Annotated in this window: 19 protein-coding genes; 2 read left to right on the forward strand and 17 right to left on the reverse strand. The window is 35.4% G+C overall.

The window, feature by feature from the left end; all coding sequences use genetic code 11:
* Positions 1-31: 31 nt before the first annotated feature.
* From FLUTA_RS19070 to carB, 16 genes are all read right to left on the reverse strand, one after another.
* Positions 32-502, reverse strand: a complete 471-nt coding sequence (locus FLUTA_RS19070) for a hypothetical protein (RefSeq protein WP_013688542.1) — start codon at positions 500-502, stop codon at positions 32-34.
* A 356-nt stretch (positions 503-858) separates the two neighbouring features.
* Positions 859-1,263 carry a hypothetical protein gene (locus FLUTA_RS19080; protein ID WP_013688544.1) on the reverse strand — a complete coding sequence of 135 codons (405 nt, stop codon included), beginning with the start codon at positions 1,261-1,263 and terminating at the stop codon, positions 859-861.
* A 128-nt stretch (positions 1,264-1,391) separates the two neighbouring features.
* Positions 1,392-2,117 carry a hypothetical protein gene (locus FLUTA_RS19085; RefSeq protein WP_013688545.1) on the reverse strand — a complete coding sequence of 242 codons (726 nt, stop codon included), beginning with the start codon at positions 2,115-2,117 and terminating at the stop codon, positions 1,392-1,394.
* A 40-nt stretch (positions 2,118-2,157) separates the two neighbouring features.
* Positions 2,158-2,685 (reverse strand): DUF4199 domain-containing protein, encoded by a 528-nt coding sequence (locus FLUTA_RS19090; protein ID WP_013688546.1) that lies wholly within the window; start codon positions 2,683-2,685, stop codon positions 2,158-2,160.
* Between the two features lie 77 nt (positions 2,686-2,762).
* Positions 2,763-3,233 carry a helix-turn-helix transcriptional regulator gene (locus tag FLUTA_RS19095; RefSeq protein ID WP_043023947.1) on the reverse strand — a complete coding sequence of 157 codons (471 nt, stop codon included), beginning with the start codon at positions 3,231-3,233 and terminating at the stop codon, positions 2,763-2,765.
* Between the two features lie 53 nt (positions 3,234-3,286).
* Positions 3,287-3,973: a methyltransferase domain-containing protein gene (locus FLUTA_RS19100; protein ID WP_013688548.1), complete on the reverse strand. Its 687-nt coding sequence runs from the start codon at positions 3,971-3,973 to the stop codon at positions 3,287-3,289.
* A 126-nt stretch (positions 3,974-4,099) separates the two neighbouring features.
* Positions 4,100-4,426 carry a DMT family transporter gene (locus FLUTA_RS19105; RefSeq protein WP_013688549.1) on the reverse strand — a complete coding sequence of 109 codons (327 nt, stop codon included), beginning with the start codon at positions 4,424-4,426 and terminating at the stop codon, positions 4,100-4,102.
* 98 nt (positions 4,427-4,524) lie between these two features.
* Positions 4,525-5,088, reverse strand: coding sequence for a Crp/Fnr family transcriptional regulator (locus FLUTA_RS19110; protein WP_013688550.1), 564 nt, complete (start codon positions 5,086-5,088; stop codon positions 4,525-4,527).
* A 271-nt stretch (positions 5,089-5,359) separates the two neighbouring features.
* Positions 5,360-5,866, reverse strand: a complete 507-nt coding sequence (locus FLUTA_RS19120; protein ID WP_013688552.1) for a PepSY domain-containing protein — start codon at positions 5,864-5,866, stop codon at positions 5,360-5,362.
* A gap of 158 nt (positions 5,867-6,024) precedes the next feature.
* On the reverse strand, positions 6,025-6,930 hold the full coding sequence (locus FLUTA_RS19125) for an NAD(P)/FAD-dependent oxidoreductase (RefSeq protein ID WP_013688553.1): 906 nt from the start codon (positions 6,928-6,930) through the stop codon (positions 6,025-6,027).
* A gap of 64 nt (positions 6,931-6,994) precedes the next feature.
* Complete coding sequence (locus FLUTA_RS19130) at positions 6,995-7,534, reverse strand: hypothetical protein (RefSeq protein ID WP_013688554.1); 540 nt, start codon at positions 7,532-7,534, stop codon at positions 6,995-6,997.
* 132 nt (positions 7,535-7,666) lie between these two features.
* Positions 7,667-8,245, reverse strand: a complete 579-nt coding sequence (locus tag FLUTA_RS19135; RefSeq protein WP_013688555.1) for a hypothetical protein — start codon at positions 8,243-8,245, stop codon at positions 7,667-7,669.
* Between the two features lie 9 nt (positions 8,246-8,254).
* A complete protein-coding gene (locus tag FLUTA_RS19140; RefSeq protein WP_013688556.1) occupies positions 8,255-8,767 on the reverse strand; it encodes a hypothetical protein in 513 nt (170 codons plus the stop codon).
* A gap of 34 nt (positions 8,768-8,801) precedes the next feature.
* Positions 8,802-9,524 (reverse strand): hypothetical protein, encoded by a 723-nt coding sequence (locus FLUTA_RS19145; protein ID WP_013688557.1) that lies wholly within the window; start codon positions 9,522-9,524, stop codon positions 8,802-8,804.
* Positions 9,525-9,873: 349 nt separating this feature from the next.
* Positions 9,874-10,083 (reverse strand): hypothetical protein, encoded by a 210-nt coding sequence (locus FLUTA_RS19150; RefSeq protein WP_013688558.1) that lies wholly within the window; start codon positions 10,081-10,083, stop codon positions 9,874-9,876.
* A gap of 46 nt (positions 10,084-10,129) precedes the next feature.
* On the reverse strand, positions 10,130-12,946 hold the full coding sequence (gene carB / locus FLUTA_RS19155; RefSeq protein WP_013688559.1) for a carbamoyl-phosphate synthase large subunit: 2,817 nt from the start codon (positions 12,944-12,946) through the stop codon (positions 10,130-10,132).
* Between the two features lie 273 nt (positions 12,947-13,219).
* Here carB and FLUTA_RS19160 point away from each other — a divergent pair, with 273 nt between their 5' ends.
* Together FLUTA_RS19160 and FLUTA_RS19165 are read left to right on the forward strand one after the other, a co-directional pair.
* Positions 13,220-13,597: a GxxExxY protein gene (locus FLUTA_RS19160; RefSeq protein ID WP_013688560.1), complete on the forward strand. Its 378-nt coding sequence runs from the start codon at positions 13,220-13,222 to the stop codon at positions 13,595-13,597.
* Between the two features lie 139 nt (positions 13,598-13,736).
* Positions 13,737-14,282 carry a hypothetical protein gene (locus FLUTA_RS19165; RefSeq protein WP_013688561.1) on the forward strand — a complete coding sequence of 182 codons (546 nt, stop codon included), beginning with the start codon at positions 13,737-13,739 and terminating at the stop codon, positions 14,280-14,282.
* Between the two features lie 90 nt (positions 14,283-14,372).
* Here FLUTA_RS19165 and FLUTA_RS19170 read toward each other — a convergent pair whose 3' ends face one another.
* A complete protein-coding gene (locus tag FLUTA_RS19170) occupies positions 14,373-15,803 on the reverse strand; it encodes a hypothetical protein (RefSeq protein ID WP_013688562.1) in 1,431 nt (476 codons plus the stop codon).
* Positions 15,804-15,861: the final 58 nt, after the last annotated feature.

A 15,861-nucleotide genomic window follows, 5' to 3' on the forward strand; every position in this document is an offset into this window, starting at 1 on the left:
CAGTCTTAATACTTTATATTTTCTTTCTCATTTAATAAATAACACCTGCCAATCTTACTAGTTTATCCAACAATTCCTGCAATTCCTTAGAAACCTGATGCATCATGCGCCAATGATATTCCTGTTGACTAATTACCAACTTAAAATAATCTCCATCGAGCATAACTCCATCAAGTTCTTCAATGATTATTTCCATTTCTTGGATATCAGAAATGAATGAGTAATCTCCAGTCGAAAGCGGGATTTTTTGTTCCTTGATATTTATATTACTCAAATCATAAATATGAATTCCCAAAGGAAATGCTGTTTTTTGATTCCACTTCCATTGCCTGACAATCAAAAAAGGTTGTTCTTCTTCAATGTATTGAACGGAAAAATGATCCGTGCCAAGAGAAGGGAAAACCGAAAAGAAGAGTGTACACTTTTCAGAAAAGAGAGTTGAAAGTTTCAGCTCTACCCTTTTGTTCAGTTCATTTGCATTGGTTGTTAATTCTGTTTTCATTGGTACTCATTTGTTCCTTTCGGCAAATAAATTCCAGCTGTTTATTAGAATCCGCGGATAGAAAAGGCTGTAGTTTAAGCAACTCCTTGGCATTCATAATTGAGAAAACTTCCATCCTCAATATATTATTCCACTCGGGGTCTTGTTCAGAGCAGATTTCATCGATAAATGCGCATTGTTTCAGAAATAGTTTGTGATCATCTATCTTATTTAATAGTATGTCATGAAGCAATTCTCCGAACGCTCCAAAACTGGAATAATTTCCTTCCTGATAAACGTGTGCATAGTAAGGAATAAAATTGCGACTCCTTCCAAATTTCAGATACAGCTCTTTTCTAAAATCTTTCATCGCTGTTTCAGGTCGTTTTAATCATCTCATGATCCCCATCCCAGTCATCGGGATCTTTATACTTCAAAATCAGTTTTTCACCCGTTTCAAATTCTAGCTTAATTTCGTTGTCTTTACAATAAGCAGAACGGATAATCTGATTTTTCACTGCGAATTTTTCGGCATAATCGTGATAAGAATAGGATTCATCATCTATGTCGATTTCTCCCCAGTTTTCCCAAACGCCAAAACAAGATTCCAGAAAATATTGCGACCAGCTAATACCTTCGATCTTGATGTAGATAAGAATCGGTCCGCGCTCTGGACTGTCGGAATCTTCCACACCAATCATCTGCTCCAGTTTCTTTCCTGCTGCACTTTTTACTTTAAAATTTATATCTTGGAACATACGTCCAGCTGCGGGTTTACTCATTGTTTAAGTTAAAAATGGTTCAAATGGTTCAAATGGTTCAAATGGTTCAAATGGTTCAAATGGTTCAAATGGTCCAAATGAAAAAATCCCATTTTAAACTTTTGGATCTCTTGAACGTTTGAACTTGACTATGCATATTTACTTCCAGTATCATACGTTTCTATCACTTTGATCATTTCATCAAGCTGCTTTCTTCCAAAATTTGGCAGTTCGCTGTAATTCGCAATTTTGACGTAGGCGTCTACATCTTTATTGGCTTTGATCGTTTTGATTTCTTCTTTCAATAGCTCAAATTCTTTTTTTCCTTCCAACTGAATGTACAAATTGGTGTAAACTTTGTAACTGCCTATATTTAGCTGATCAAAATGTACCGCAAATAATGCCAGGTAGTGATTGAAATAGCCTTTCGGATACCTTTCTTCCAATTTCTCTGCGGCGACGCATTCGAATTGAAACCGATATTCCCCAGCTATACACTCGAAAATATGATTTGGCAAAAAGAAGATGAAATGCTTCAATTTAGTTGCTTTCAAGGAGTTATTGACAACCACTTTATCTGCTGAAAAATCTTTTCTCCAGCTAGAATTCGGTAATTCATAAAATTTGCCCCAAGGAAGTTCCTCGTTTTTGAATCTGAATTTACCCTGCTCATATTCCTCCTGATTAATTGGTTCCAGGTTGTAAGCGTAAACCTCCTGGAATTTCAGAATCCCTTTGTCTCCTTCGTCAATATGCGGAAATTGAAGATGATTCAAGTGAAACCTAAAACCAAGTCCAATTTCTTCAACGGAAATCTCAGGTTCTGTCTCCGATTGGGCAACATTCCAATTTTTATTTAGTTTGGTGTATTTCACTCTTTTAATTTAGGGTAAAGTTAGGTCGAAAAAACAATTTCTAACCTTCTTTCGGCACTTTTCGTCTCATAGCAATTGCCGTGATCACTGTAAACAAAATTCCCATAGGAAGAATTTCCATATACGTCATTGCTGCTTTGAACAAAGGGTTTTGATACTGCACCATAAATTCCTTCATTTCAGCATCTTGCTTTGCAATGAAAGTTGCACTTTTACCGCTTTCAACCAACTGGTCATGCATCGATTTCGAATAAGATTCCATCATACGAGAATCAGTTGCATAATCATAAATTAACCAGTTTACCACATAAATCGTGGATGCGAGTAAAGTAATCAGAATCCCAACTTTAAACGCTTTACCAAAAGTAATGACTCCCCCATTGGTTTTATCGCGGTAATTCTTCACTCCTATCACTAGGAAAATATTTGCAATAAACATCGATGTATAACCGAGGATCATTCCAAGAGTCATATCCAGTCCGTGTGAGAAAATCACCATGGCAATCAATACCCAAGCAGCAGTTATTAAGCCACCAATCGTTCCATAAACCAATACATTTTTTTTCATCTTTTTCACTTTATCATTTTCACAAAAATGGGATTCTGTACCAATTCAGTACTCATACTTTCGGGTGATTTTGTGTTTTACAAGGAGATTATACCTAATCGTTTTGCTACTTCAACGGCTTGTGTTCTGCGATTAACTTCCAGTTTTTCAAAGAGTTTTGAACTGTGTGTTTTAATGGTATTCAGTGAAACGAATAAACGCTCCGCAATTTCATGATTACTAAATCCCTGAGCTATTAATTCCAATACTTCCAATTCGCGTTTACTGATTCCTAATTCTTCTACTACTTTTTCGTTTCGTTCAAAGTTTTCGGAGGGTGAAACATAGATTGTTTTTTCAACCAATACCGTTTTAGGCTTAGTAAGCTGTTTGGCAAGCCAAATTCCTAGTACTAGAAATACAATTGCAATCACAGCCGCATACAATTCAATGGCATGATCGATAATCAACAGACGAAACTCTAGCCAACGCATCAGAAATAATAACGCAGCTAATGAAACTCCATAGAGTAAAATCACTTTGTATGACCTCAGAAAGGTACGAAACATAATTCCTTGTTTAGTAACAAAGATAGCTGAAATGAGTGTTAAATTTGGAGCTCTTATTTCTGAGCAACTCCGTAAGCAATGTATTTCCATTTGGATGGGGTTACATGATTCCAAAATAACTGATCTATGGCTGCAAAAAATTTGCGCTGTTTTTCACCTCGCCCAAGTGTGGCTAAAAAACCAGTTGTTTTTAGTTCGTAACTAGAAAAAATACTCAAGCATTCTTCCATCTCACTAATCGAAAGATAGCGCCAAGGACTTCCCCAATTTGCATATCTTACCCTTAACTTTTTATGAACCTGAGAACCAATCAAATTTTCGGCAAACAACAACTTTCCTCCTGGTTTCAGTGCTTTATAAATTTCTTTGAAGACCTTTTTTTGAATTTCAAAGTTATCATTTCGACCAATTCCACCAATGATAGATTTAAATACGATCACATCGAAATGATTTTCATATGGAATAGCAGCAGCATCTAAATTCTCGTAGCTTATGAGTGCTGTAACCTGATGTTTTACATGTAATTTTTCTGCAGTTTCTTTGATATTATTTAAATCTGTACAAAGAGTAGTTTTTCCTTTTAAAGCAAGCCAAAGAGAAAGTCCTCCTTCACGTCCACCCAACTCCAATCCATTTTCAACTTGGTTCCAATCAACATTTTTCTCCCAAAACAAAAGAGCTTTCGACCAGGATTTAATATCCCATTGGATAATTTCTTTAAGTAGTTGATAATCTGTCATTAGTAGTCGTTATTTTAGCTGTTTATCCATTTAAATCAATAAAACAGCTGTATATTGATTTAAGACGGCAGCTTATTTAGAATTCTAAGATAGAAATATCCTTCGTAAAACAAGTTATTCGGTCACTCAATGTGATACTGCCTTCAACCCAATGATTGATCCAATCAATGTGGTAATGAAAACTAATTTCCAGAGACTTATCGGTTCTTTAAATACCAAAATTCCGATTAAAACCGTTCCAACAGCACCAATTCCAGTCCAAACAGCATAAGCTGTCCCTATTGGTAACGTTTGAATGGCTTTCATAAGTAATAACATACTAATAACTAATGAAACTCCAAACCCTGCGTACCACCAATACATGGTGTTTCCAGTTGTGTTTTTTGCTTTTTCCAAACACGAGGCAAATGCCACTTCAAATAGTCCTGCAATAATTAAAATAATCCAATTCATTTTTCCCGTTATTAAAGAGTTCAGACAAATTTTATGTCTGCAAAATTGAGAAAGAAAATACAGGAATCTTTTTACAAATGATAAAAAATGGTCGTACTTTACCTGATTTCGGATCGAATACGGCTTAAACTGACTTGCGTAATTCCGAGATAAGAAGCAATATATCCTAATTGTACTCTTCGAATCAAATCTGGATGATTCCGTAAAAGATCTTGATATCGCTCCAAAGCTGTTCTGAATTGTCTAGAAATTAAACGTTCTTCCGTTTTGATTAATTCCTTTTCTGCAAATCTTCTTCCCCAATTAGCTATGTGAAGGTCTTCTTCAAATAATCGTTTCAAATCTGCTGTTTTCAATTCCAACAAGTCACAATCTTCCAACAACTCAATATTCTCATAACCAGGAAGATTTTCAACATAGCTTTTCATTGAAATAACGGCCTGACCTTCTGTTCCGAACCAAAAAGTAACTTCGTTATCGTTCTGATTTGAATATCCCCTTACAATTCCTCTACGAATGAAATACATACTGGATTCAACTTTATCTGCACGAAGTAACAGATGTCCTTTTCGATAATTCACTTCACTTAAGCATGCTTTCAAAGCTTCTTTGGATTCAACAGGAAGTTTTGTAATTGCATCAAGCAACTGATCTGTATTCATGTTATAAAGTTCAAAAGCTTAACAGTTTATATCTTTAATCTTTAGTACTACCTTTTTTCATGCACTGACAAATACACAGCACTGAATATCAATCCCGCAGCAAAAATTGCATAACCGAATTGCATGACATTATTAATATAGGCAACAAATGAAAGTATTCCAATTAAAAGCAAGACCAGTTTAAGGCGTTTACCGAAGATAAATTCCATGAATTCATTGATAAAATGGTTCATTGAGTATCAATTTAGATGTTAACAAATTTAAGGAAATACTAGATAAACAACAAAATTAAAGTCAAGACCATTCCAGCTAAAGAATAGATCAATCCAGCTTTGAAAGCTTTGGTTTTAGGTAAATACATCCAAAATGCAGATAAGACAAAAAATAAAAGAGAAACTCCAAAGAAGATATTCAACCAATAAAGTGGATCATCCGTACTTGCTTTATGTAAATGACACATTTTATCCAAAACATAAGGAAGTTCTTTGGTAGTAATGTGTGCTACACCTGTTTTCTTATTATAGTCTCCATTCTTGAAATAAACCATATCTGCTGCTTCTCTCTCGAATTGATACTTGCGAATCCCAAGTTCTTTACCAATCAGCTCATTTTTAACATTCGGAGCAATTTTCACTTCTTCCGTATGTGCACTTTTGAGAAAATCAGTATCCCTAAAAATCAATACGATTCCACTAATGGCATAAACTGCCATGATACCTGCTAAGAAAAAACCAAGGTATCTGTGAAGGACACGCATGGATACTTTTGAATTATTCATGAAGTAAAATTAGTGATTCAATCGAAATTATGATTCACTAAAAAATTGATTTTGTTTTGAAAAAATTACCGCAGAGAATGAAAGAGCACAAAGAGTAGTGAAATTCCCCTTTGCGCCTCTGTGCACTTTGCGTTAAAAAGACTTTGTTTCTTCATCGATTAAAATTCGTCATCGATTAATTCTCTACTTACCATCACTCCTGCAAGTGTTCCTTGTGCAACAACATTGGCAACCGAACGCATGGGTGTAGTGTTATCACCACAAGCAAAAACTCCTGGAATAGTTGTTTTTTGAAATTCATCTACTTGAATAAATCCTTGCTCTGTCAACGTACAACCTAATTTTTGAGGAATATCTGAATGCTGAACGAATGGCAATTTGGCATACATGGCTTTGAGATTCAACTTGCTTCCATCTTTCAAATAAACGTGTGTAATAAATCCATTAGTCTGGTCAAAAGCTTCAATTTCAGTTTCAATTAAATTAATTCCATGTTCTTCCAGTTTAGCTGTTTGTTCTGCTGTCAAAGTAGATTTTCCATTCGTAAACAAAGTCAATTCTTTCGTCCAATTATTGATCAACTTCGAAAATTGGAATGCCATTTCTCCATTTGCTAGAATCCCTGTTTTCTCATTGCGCACTTCATAACCGTGGCAATAGGGACAATGAATCATTGAAATTCCCCAAGATTCAGTTGCACCTTTAATTTCTGGCATCAAATCTTTCACTCCAGTTGCAAAAATGAGTTTTTTAGCAGCGAAAACTTCTCCAATTTCAGTCGTAATTTCAAATCCAAAAGCTGTTTTCTCTCCATCAATTGCTAATCCTGAATGAAATGTAACGGTTTTATATTTTGCTACCTGTTCTCTCGCTTTCAAAGTAATTGCTTGTGGAGTTTCTCCGTCTTGCGTAATAAAATTGTGTGAATGTGGTGTTTGAGCATTGCACGGTCTTCCACTATCAATAATGAGAACTTGTTTTAAAGCTCTTCCTAATGCCATTCCTGCTGAAAGTCCGGAATAACTTCCTCCGATAATGATCGTGTCGTAAATGATGTTTGTCATGTTGCTGAAAGTTTGTTTGTTTGACAAATTTACACTTTCAATTCATTATTGCAACTTTATTGCGTTAAATACAATTCAAATTTCCAACCAATTCCTCCAGGCCAATTTCTTTTCTGCGTTCGTTGAATAATTTCAATTGATCTCCACAGAATTTCTCATTCGTATATTGACCAAAGTAAATAGGTTGATGCATATTTCGTTGACACCGATCATACCACCAAGCATATTCTTTAGGAGGCATATTTCCTTTTTTAAGTTCACTGTAAAAAAGTTCTTTCAATTGAATGAAATCTTCTTCCAGTGTAAAATGAAGAATCATTCCGATAGTGCCTGCATAACGGACACGCCCCATGGTCGGATAACCATATTTTGTGGTCAACTCCACAAACGTTGCTTTGTTGATCGAATCAATATCCGACTGTAGTTTCCAGATAGAATCGTTATTCAAGGCAGGATTTTTGGCCATCTTCACCCGATAATATTGATCGGATTTTTCCATTTTTTGAAGTTCGGTTTTCCACTCTTTTTTCTGTGCTGAAGAAAGCTCCTGCGCAAATGAAATTCCACTCATGAGTGAAAGGAAAAAAAGCAACAATTTATTCATAATCAGCATGTTTTTTTCAACTAGTTAGTCATTCTAAATTATGTGATTTTTTAGAAGATCGTTTTCCAATTTTTATTCTTAATCAGATAAGCCCTTCTTTTTTCAGGATGTTCATAGCTTCTTAAAGAATCATCATTTACGCGCATATAAAATCCCCCATAAACCACCAGTATTCATTTTCACCTGAAAAGTGTCGCCAATATTCCAAGGATGAGGAGTATTCAATTGAATTCTTTCGTTTTGATACTCCATGTAGATATCATAGGAAGTGGGACCTTTGCCTAATTGAAAAATACGAGTCCTTCCAGTAGGCATATTAATAGATACTTCTTCAATCACTTGATTAAATCGCTCTGTTTCTGAAGAACCCCACCAATCATTTGTTTGAATGATGGTGTCATAAGTGAAAAATGAAAACAGGAAAATCAACAACATGAATGACGTAAACTTACTTCTGAAACGGTTCCATTTGGTTTCCTCTCGACGAGAAGATCGTTCATGAGAATAAAAAATAAAACGAGTAAATTTCTTCAAAATCGATAATGAAAACAGTAAAATAGGTACGGAAAAGTAACAAACCATCCACCAAAAAACCTTGGTCGACTCTAATACAAAATATACTTTAAGTACCCAAAAGAATTGAATAACTACGAGTAAAATTATCCCGATTAAAATCAAGCCCTTCGTTTTATTTGATAATTCTAGTTTCATTGACACCTCTTAATCGTGATGAATAACCGACAACTTCTCTTCAATTCCAAATTCTTTCAGTTTCTTAAAGACTTCTTTTTGAACTTCCGAATCAATCGTCTTGGACCTAGAAATCACATCATAACCTTCTGGGGTGAAAAGTGTTTTTTTAAAATGAATAATCATCCAGTTTTGATCTGTTGAGAGAAATAAAATGCTCCAATTACTTTTCAATAAACCTAGAATTCCTTTTCCGCGCCAAATAAACGAAGTATTCGAGTCATTCGAAGGTTTATCGTAACCAACAATACTTTTTATTTTAGACTTCTTCGTGTAAAGAACTTCATCCAGTAAAACGGTTTCCCCTTTTCTAGTTGTGACTGAATAATTGAAAGAGGGATTCGTTTTATTTCCTTTCAACCACATGGGGAAATTGGATCGATTGACAAACCATTTTCCTTCCAGTTGATTTAATGGTGCTATTTGACTCATGAGCAATTGACTAATTGTTATAAATAGAACTAAAAGCAGTATTTGTTTCATATTGGAAGATACTGTTTTATCTTATGCAAATTAATCAAAGTTCGAAGATATACTCTCCAACATATTCTTTGTCATCCCAAAATAGCTCTTTCATCTTTTTGTTGGTCGATTTCTTCCAAAGAAAGCAATTTTTAGCTGTAGAAAACTCAAAAGTAACGAGTTCGGTCATTTTTATTTTACCCAACTTAGAATCAACTATTCCCGATTCATAATTAGCTTTAAGAACAATTCTATTTTTATTCATATCAATTTCCTTCATTTCAACTTGGGAATACGGAATTTCGTTAGGAAGAGCTTCAACATCTAAAAAACTCGCAAACTTAGAATAACAAAACAAAGTCGAAAAACGATTCTTTTCAACCCGAATAAGAGTTAAACTATAGGAATAATCTCCTGTTCCTTCGCCACTTTCAGAACACACAAACCAATCGTTCTTATAATTGTATTTTACTTTTTCGAGTTTGGATAGATCTTCTTGACAAGCTCTCAAAGAATCTAAAACAACAAACTTATCGGGATACAATTTGATTAAACGAATCATGTTTGAAACAGCCCCAAAGTCTTGAGTAATGTAAAGATCGGAATCTTTCAATCGAACAACATGGATGCTATCTACATTTTCTTTATCAATTGAAAGGAAGTGTTTCTTGACAACTTCAATAGTTATTGATTGTTTTTTCGAAGTATCCGAATTTTTCGATTTAGAATTGCAGGAACAAATAATTAATCCTATTAAAAAGTAAATGATTCTATGCATGGTGATTTGTAAATGATAAGGTGAAAATAGCCATTTTTATGTAATCTAAAAGTTCGAATGAATCCTATTAATAGGAACTGTTAATTATAGTAACTTTACAAATAAGAATGAAAAAAACTTTCAGATTACGAAAAATTATAAGCGTTCTGAAAATCAAGCGAAAATCATTCAAGGAATGAATTTGGTTAATAAGAATCTAATAGCTAATAAAAAATAAAAAATGGATTTTTAGAGTCTAGCGATGCTGATAAGCTCGCTTTTTTATCTGCGCATCTGTGCCTTTGGTGATCGCATGTCGGCAATAGCTTCAGCATAAGCGTTGTGGGAAGGAAAATCGAAGCAAGAATCACTAACTAACCTCTTCGTAATCCACATCTTGAACATCACCTTTGGGACTTGATTTGGAAACAGAGACTTTTCCGAAATTCTTCAATTTCTCGTTCCGCTCTTTTACAAAACTCTTTTCACGAGCCAAATCAGCGCGTTCTTGGTCTAAATTGCGTTTTGCAATCATCACACGACCTAAAAACCGGAGCAAAATCAATGCTCCGATTATCATTAAGATCGTTTTAAAAAAACCAGTAATGCTTGCTTCAACAACCATCCTACTTCGATAAATGCATGTTTCTTTCCGAATAAATTTTTGTGAAGAACGGATCTTTTAAATTCTTAATGAAACGAATCGCTTCACCAGTTGATTTCATTTCTGGACCTAATTCTTTCTTCACATCTGGGAATTTCTCATAAGAGAACACTGGAATTTTGATTGCATATCCTTCTTTCTTCGGAGTGAATTTGAAATCCTTCACTTTCTTGTCGCCCAGCATCACTTTCGTAGCATAGTTTACATATGGCTCATCATATGCTTTCGCAATGAAAGGAACAGTACGAGACGCTCTCGGATTCGCTTCGATCACATATACTTTATCGTCTTTAATGGCAAACTGAATATTAATCAAACCAACCGTTCGCAATTCAACTGCAATTTTTCGCGTAATGTCTTCTATTTGTTGCATCACAAAATCTCCCAAGTTGTAAGGAGGAAGAACCGCATATGAATCACCAGAGTGAATTCCTGCTGGTTCAATGTGCTGCATCACACCAATGATGTAAACATCTTCTCCGTCGCAAATCGCATCTGCTTCAGCTTCAATTGCTCCACCCAAAAAGTGATCCAACAAAATCTGATTGCTTCCCATTTCATTGATAATATCAACTACGTGGTGTTCCAATTCTTCTTTGTTAATGACGATCTTCATTTTTTGTCCACCTAATACATAAGACGGGCGAACTAACAACGGAAATCCTAAATCTTTCGATAATTCGATTGCCTGTTCTGCACTTTCTACGATTCCGTATTTCGGGAAAGGAATGTTGTTTTTCTCTAATAATTTAGAGAAACGACCGCGGTCTTCTGCTAAATCCAATGCATCAAAGCTTGTTCCTAGAATTTTGATTCCGAAACGCTCTAATTTCTCAGCCAACTTCAAAGCAGTTTGTCCACCTAATTGAACAATAACTCCTTCTGGTTTTTCATGCTGAATGATATCGTAAATATGTTCCCAGAAAACAGGCTCGAAGTACAACTTGTCTGCTGTATCGAAATCCGTAGAAACTGTTTCTGGATTACAGTTAATCATAATCGTTTCGTAACCACATTCTTTAGCAGCTAGAACTCCATGCACACAGGAGTAATCGAATTCAATTCCTTGTCCAATGCGATTCGGTCCTGAACCCAAAACAACCACTTTTTTCTTGTCACTTACTTCACTTTCATTCTCAAACTCGAATGTAGAATAGTAATAAGGGGTTTTTGCGTCGAATTCTGCCGCACAGGTATCCACCAATTTGAACACACGTTTGATTCCCATTTCAGAACGCTTATTGTGCACTTCTGATTCCAGGCAACGCAACAAATGTGCAACCTGACGGTCAGCATATCCTTTTTGTTTCGCTTCGAACATTAATTCCTTTGGCATATTCCCCAAATGGAATTTTTCAATGCGGCGTTCCAATTTTATTAAGTCCTCGATTTGTTTCAAGAACCAAGTATCTATTTTCGTTTTTTCAAAAATCGTTTTGAATGGAATTCCTAATTTAATCGCATCGTACACATGGAACAAACGATTCCAGCTTGGATTTTCCAAGGAATGCAAAATCTCATCTTGACTTGTCAATTCTTTTCCGTCAGCTCCTAACCCATTTCGGTTAATCTCCAACGACTGACATGCTTTTTGCAAAGCTTCTTGGAATGAACGTCCAATTCCCATTACTTCACCAACAGACTTCATTTGAAGGCCCAATCGGCGATCTGTTCCGGGGAATTTATTGAAATTCCAACGCGGTATTTTTACAATCACATAATCCAACGTCGGCTCGAATAAAGCAGATGTTGTTTTTGTAATTTGATTACTTAATTCAGTTAAATAATATCCGATTGCCAATTTCGAAGCAATTTTCGCAATTGGATAACCTGTTGCTTTAGAAGCCAATGCCGAAGAACGAGACACGCGCGGATTGATCTCAATCGCAATGATATCTTCATTTTCATCTGGTGAAACAGCAAACTGCACATTACATCCTCCTGCAAAATTTCCGATAGAGCGCATCATTTTGATGGCCATATCGCGCATACGTTGGAAAGTTGTGTCAGACAAGGTCATAGCTGGAGCAACAGTTATGGAATCTCCCGTATGAATTCCCATTGGATCAAAGTTTTCAATCGAACAGATGATCACGACATTATCGTTTGCATCACGCAATAATTCCAATTCGTATTCTTTCCAGCCTAACAAAGCTTTATCAATCATTACCTCGTGAATCGGAGACAATTGAAGTCCGCGTTCCAATAATCCATCAAATTCTTTTGGATCATAAACGATAGATGCTCCTGAACCTCCAAGAGTGTATGAAGGACGAATACAAAGCGGAAAACCAAATTCCTGTGCAATTTCTTTTCCTTCCAGGAATGATTTCGCAGTAGCCTGTGGAGCCATTGGAACATCAATCTCTTGCATCAACATGCGAAATGCTTCTCTATTTTCAGTGATTTCAATTGCAGCGATATCTACTCCAATAATATCAACACCATATTCTTCCCAAATGCCCATTTCATCGCATTTAATAGCGAGATTTAAAGCTGTTTGCCCTCCCATTGTTGGCAATACCGCATCAATTTTGTGATTTTTCAAAATTTCGATGATGCTTTCAGGCTCAAGAGGTTGAAGGTAAATATTATCTGCAACAACTTTATCCGTCATGATTGTAGCCGGATTCGAGTTAATCAATGTTACCTCAATCCCTTCATCGCGAAGCGAACGAGCAGCTTGAGAACCTGCGTAATCGAATTCACATGCTTGACCAATGACGATAGGACCTGAACCAATAATTAGTACTGACTTAATGGAATTGTTTTTTGGCATTATGCGCTTTTTAAGAGTTCAATTTGTAATTAATTGTTGTTAATCTTTGTAACACGGTAAAAGGCTCTACCTATACTACAAATTGAGCGCAAATTTAGGGAATTTAATCCAGAATCTTACAAAACCGATTTTGTTTTTTACGGAGTTATTAACAGCAAAACGTTTTCAACCAAAGAATCTAAAAATGAAACACAAAGAAGCAAAGGGCGCAAAGATTAATAAGGATTTAAAAAATTATTCTTAAATTAAAAGAAAGAAATACCACTATTAACAATGACTGAAAACGAATTATCCTCCATAATTATTGGAGCAGCAATAGATGTTCACACTTTGCTTGGACCAGGGCTACTTGAAAGTGTCTATGAAACATGTCTGTATTATGAATTAAAAGAAATTGGATTAAAAGTAGAACGGCAACTTGATCTTCCAGTCGTATACAAAAATGTTCATTTGGATTCAGGATTTCGATTGGATTTATTGATTCAAGACAAAGTAATTATCGAAATCAAAGCAGTAAAAGAACTTTCCGATATTCATTTAGCACAGACCATGACTTATTTAAGACTTTCCAACACGCAATTAGGTCTGTTGATTAATTTTAATGAAACCAGATTGAAATATGGAATTAAACGGGTAGTGAATAATCTGTAAGCTCAGACTTTGCGCTCTTCGCTTCTTTGCGTTTAGTAAAAAACAAATCTTGTATTGAATTTGCCACTTGGATTATTGGTGAATTTTAGTGAATTTCGGTAGACGAAAAATAGCACTTAATACTATAAAACTCTAAATCATGACTATACGCACTTTTTGGCATTTAATTCTCAAAACACTCGGAATCTGGTTGTTTATAAATGGAATGCTTTCATTGCCAACCTTAATCTATGCTGTTACAGCAGGCTTAAGAGGTGGTTATTCTTCTTTTGAAAGTATGGAAATAGCTTATTTTATTCTTGCTATTACTTTTTACCTCTTGGTACTTCAGTTCCTGATTTTGAAATCACAATGGACGATTGATTTTCTAAAACTCGAAAAGGGATTTGAAGAAACGCATATTGATCTAACATTGCCCTACAACAAATTATTGCGGATAGTTATTATAATTATCGGAGGAATTTTGTTTATCCGCGCTATTCCAAGCTTGATTGAAGATCTTTATTTGTTTATTACAGGCAATCTTCCTTTTAGCCAAAGCCCGAAAGCTATAAGTTTGATTGTCGGTGCTGCTCAAGCAATCGTTGGTTTCTTAGTGATGAATAACAGCGATATCGTTCAACGCTACATCAACAAGAAAAGTGGAGATGCTGAGAGTAAGCAGTTGGATAAAGAAGAATTTTAGATTTTTTACCGCAAAGAGTGCAAGAACGCAAAGTTATCTGAATTCTCTTTGCGCCTTCGAGTCCTCTGAGGTTAAATAAAAGAAAGTATTTTAATTCTGCATGATCTTCGTTTGATCAAAATACTTCTTCGTCTGCATTTCTTTCAGTAAAGATTCCAAATTGGCTTTATCCGCCGCATAAAGAATAATGATTGGTCGCTTTTGTGCATCGAAAAAACTGTAAATTTTATTGGGAACCATTTTCACTTTTGAAAGTTCGGGAAATATTTTCTTGATGGATTTGGCTGTCACTTCGTGATTCTGGTCAATAATTACAAGTTGTGTTTGCGGACTCGTTTTTAGGTTCTCAACAGCATTTGGATCTAGAATCGGAGCGGAAACACTAATGTGTGTCAATTGGAAATAGGATCCAGCCAAGTTCATCATATCCCCCATACCCTCATCTGTTTGTGAATCGGTATAAATGGATACACGATTGAGTAAAATCCCATAATCTGTGATTGAATTCGGGAAAGTAGCTCCAAACAAATCAATTGCTCTATTTACGAATTCCTGATCTATCTGCTTATTCGCTGAAATGTACTCAGTAACTAAAGGATAAAGCGCTTTTCCAAATCCATTGATGTATTCGTTGTTGTACCAATCTGCGGGATCTGGTTTGCCACTTAAAAAATTGTAAGCCCATCCATTTCCAAGCGCAGTAGCCAATCCTTCATCAATGAAATTGTAGGCAAACTGGTTGTACGGCGATTTACTTTCAAAAAAGTAGCTTTCCAGTTTATGTTGAAAATCACTCGGTTGTTCGTCATATAAAACATGGCACATTTCGTGTAAAACAACGCCAATAGTTGCAATGTGATCTATTTCATCCGTAAAAACACCGATACACAAACTATTTGAATACGGATTTGAAGTACTACTTCCGCTTTTTCCCGGAATCGGATAAAGTGCTACTGTAAACGGAATATCAGAAATCCAAAATGAATTATAAAAGCGATTAATTTTCGTAAATGCTTCAGAACATTGATCAGCGTATTTTTCCAAAGCAATTCGTTGCCCGTTCAATTTTTCTTCATAGTCTTTCCATATAATCCGATCATAATGTATTTCTGCTTGCTGCATGATTTCGATTAACTTCTGCAATTCGCTATTTGGCAAAATCCCCAGCATTTTATTTCTAAATTCAAGAATAGTTGATGAATTCACCAGTGCAATCGCAAGGAAATCATACGTGGTACGTGATGGACGACGACTGTTTGGAAATTCCTCTCTTTTAAATGAATAATTCAATTTAATCCGATCAAAATCACTAATCAATTGGGCAAATTCTTTATCCTCTTTCGTTTTAGACACTATGAATTGCTCCAAGGCAGATGATGTATTATGTTCATGATTCGCCGTTTCCAGAAAGTTTAAGATGCAATAAGGCTTACTTATCTTGAATTGAAATTGAATGGTATTTTCCGAAAATGCGGTTTGGAATACCAAACAAAGAGAAGCAAGAACAAACAGTTTTTTCATAATTTCGATAATGGGTTTATTGTTTTTATGCTCGTGTTTTTAGACTCAAAAAAGTGAC

Source organism: Fluviicola taffensis DSM 16823 (genome assembly GCF_000194605.1).
Classification (GTDB): Bacteria; Bacteroidota; Bacteroidia; order Flavobacteriales_D; family Crocinitomicaceae; genus Fluviicola; species Fluviicola taffensis.

Bases quoted from the DNA above. Each gene is read 5' to 3' on its own strand.
- FLUTA_RS19070 (WP_013688542.1), bottom strand. From the start codon at position 502: ATGAAAACAGAATTAACAACCAATGCAAATGAACTGAACAAAAGGGTA.
- FLUTA_RS19080 (WP_013688544.1), bottom strand. From the start codon at position 1,263: ATGAGTAAACCCGCAGCTGGACGTATGTTCCAAGATATAAATTTTAAA.
- FLUTA_RS19090 (WP_013688546.1), bottom strand. From the start codon at position 2,685: ATGAAAAAAAATGTATTGGTTTATGGAACGATTGGTGGCTTAATAACT.
- FLUTA_RS19095 (WP_043023947.1), bottom strand. From the start codon at position 3,233: ATGTTTCGTACCTTTCTGAGGTCATACAAAGTGATTTTACTCTATGGA.
- FLUTA_RS19100 (WP_013688548.1), bottom strand. From the start codon at position 3,973: ATGACAGATTATCAACTACTTAAAGAAATTATCCAATGGGATATTAAA.
- FLUTA_RS19105 (WP_013688549.1), bottom strand. From the start codon at position 4,426: ATGAATTGGATTATTTTAATTATTGCAGGACTATTTGAAGTGGCATTT.
- FLUTA_RS19110 (WP_013688550.1), bottom strand. From the start codon at position 5,088: ATGAATACAGATCAGTTGCTTGATGCAATTACAAAACTTCCTGTTGAA.
- FLUTA_RS19120 (WP_013688552.1), bottom strand. From the start codon at position 5,866: ATGAATAATTCAAAAGTATCCATGCGTGTCCTTCACAGATACCTTGGT.
- FLUTA_RS19125 (WP_013688553.1), bottom strand. From the start codon at position 6,930: ATGACAAACATCATTTACGACACGATCATTATCGGAGGAAGTTATTCC.
- FLUTA_RS19130 (WP_013688554.1), bottom strand. From the start codon at position 7,534: ATGAATAAATTGTTGCTTTTTTTCCTTTCACTCATGAGTGGAATTTCA.
- FLUTA_RS19135 (WP_013688555.1), bottom strand. From the start codon at position 8,245: ATGAAACTAGAATTATCAAATAAAACGAAGGGCTTGATTTTAATCGGG.
- FLUTA_RS19140 (WP_013688556.1), bottom strand. From the start codon at position 8,767: ATGAAACAAATACTGCTTTTAGTTCTATTTATAACAATTAGTCAATTG.
- FLUTA_RS19145 (WP_013688557.1), bottom strand. From the start codon at position 9,524: ATGCATAGAATCATTTACTTTTTAATAGGATTAATTATTTGTTCCTGC.
- FLUTA_RS19150 (WP_013688558.1), bottom strand. From the start codon at position 10,083: ATGATAATCGGAGCATTGATTTTGCTCCGGTTTTTAGGTCGTGTGATG.
- carB (WP_013688559.1), bottom strand. From the start codon at position 12,946: ATGCCAAAAAACAATTCCATTAAGTCAGTACTAATTATTGGTTCAGGT.
- FLUTA_RS19160 (WP_013688560.1), top strand. From the start codon at position 13,220: ATGACTGAAAACGAATTATCCTCCATAATTATTGGAGCAGCAATAGAT.
- FLUTA_RS19165 (WP_013688561.1), top strand. From the start codon at position 13,737: ATGACTATACGCACTTTTTGGCATTTAATTCTCAAAACACTCGGAATC.
- FLUTA_RS19170 (WP_013688562.1), bottom strand. From the start codon at position 15,803: ATGAAAAAACTGTTTGTTCTTGCTTCTCTTTGTTTGGTATTCCAAACC.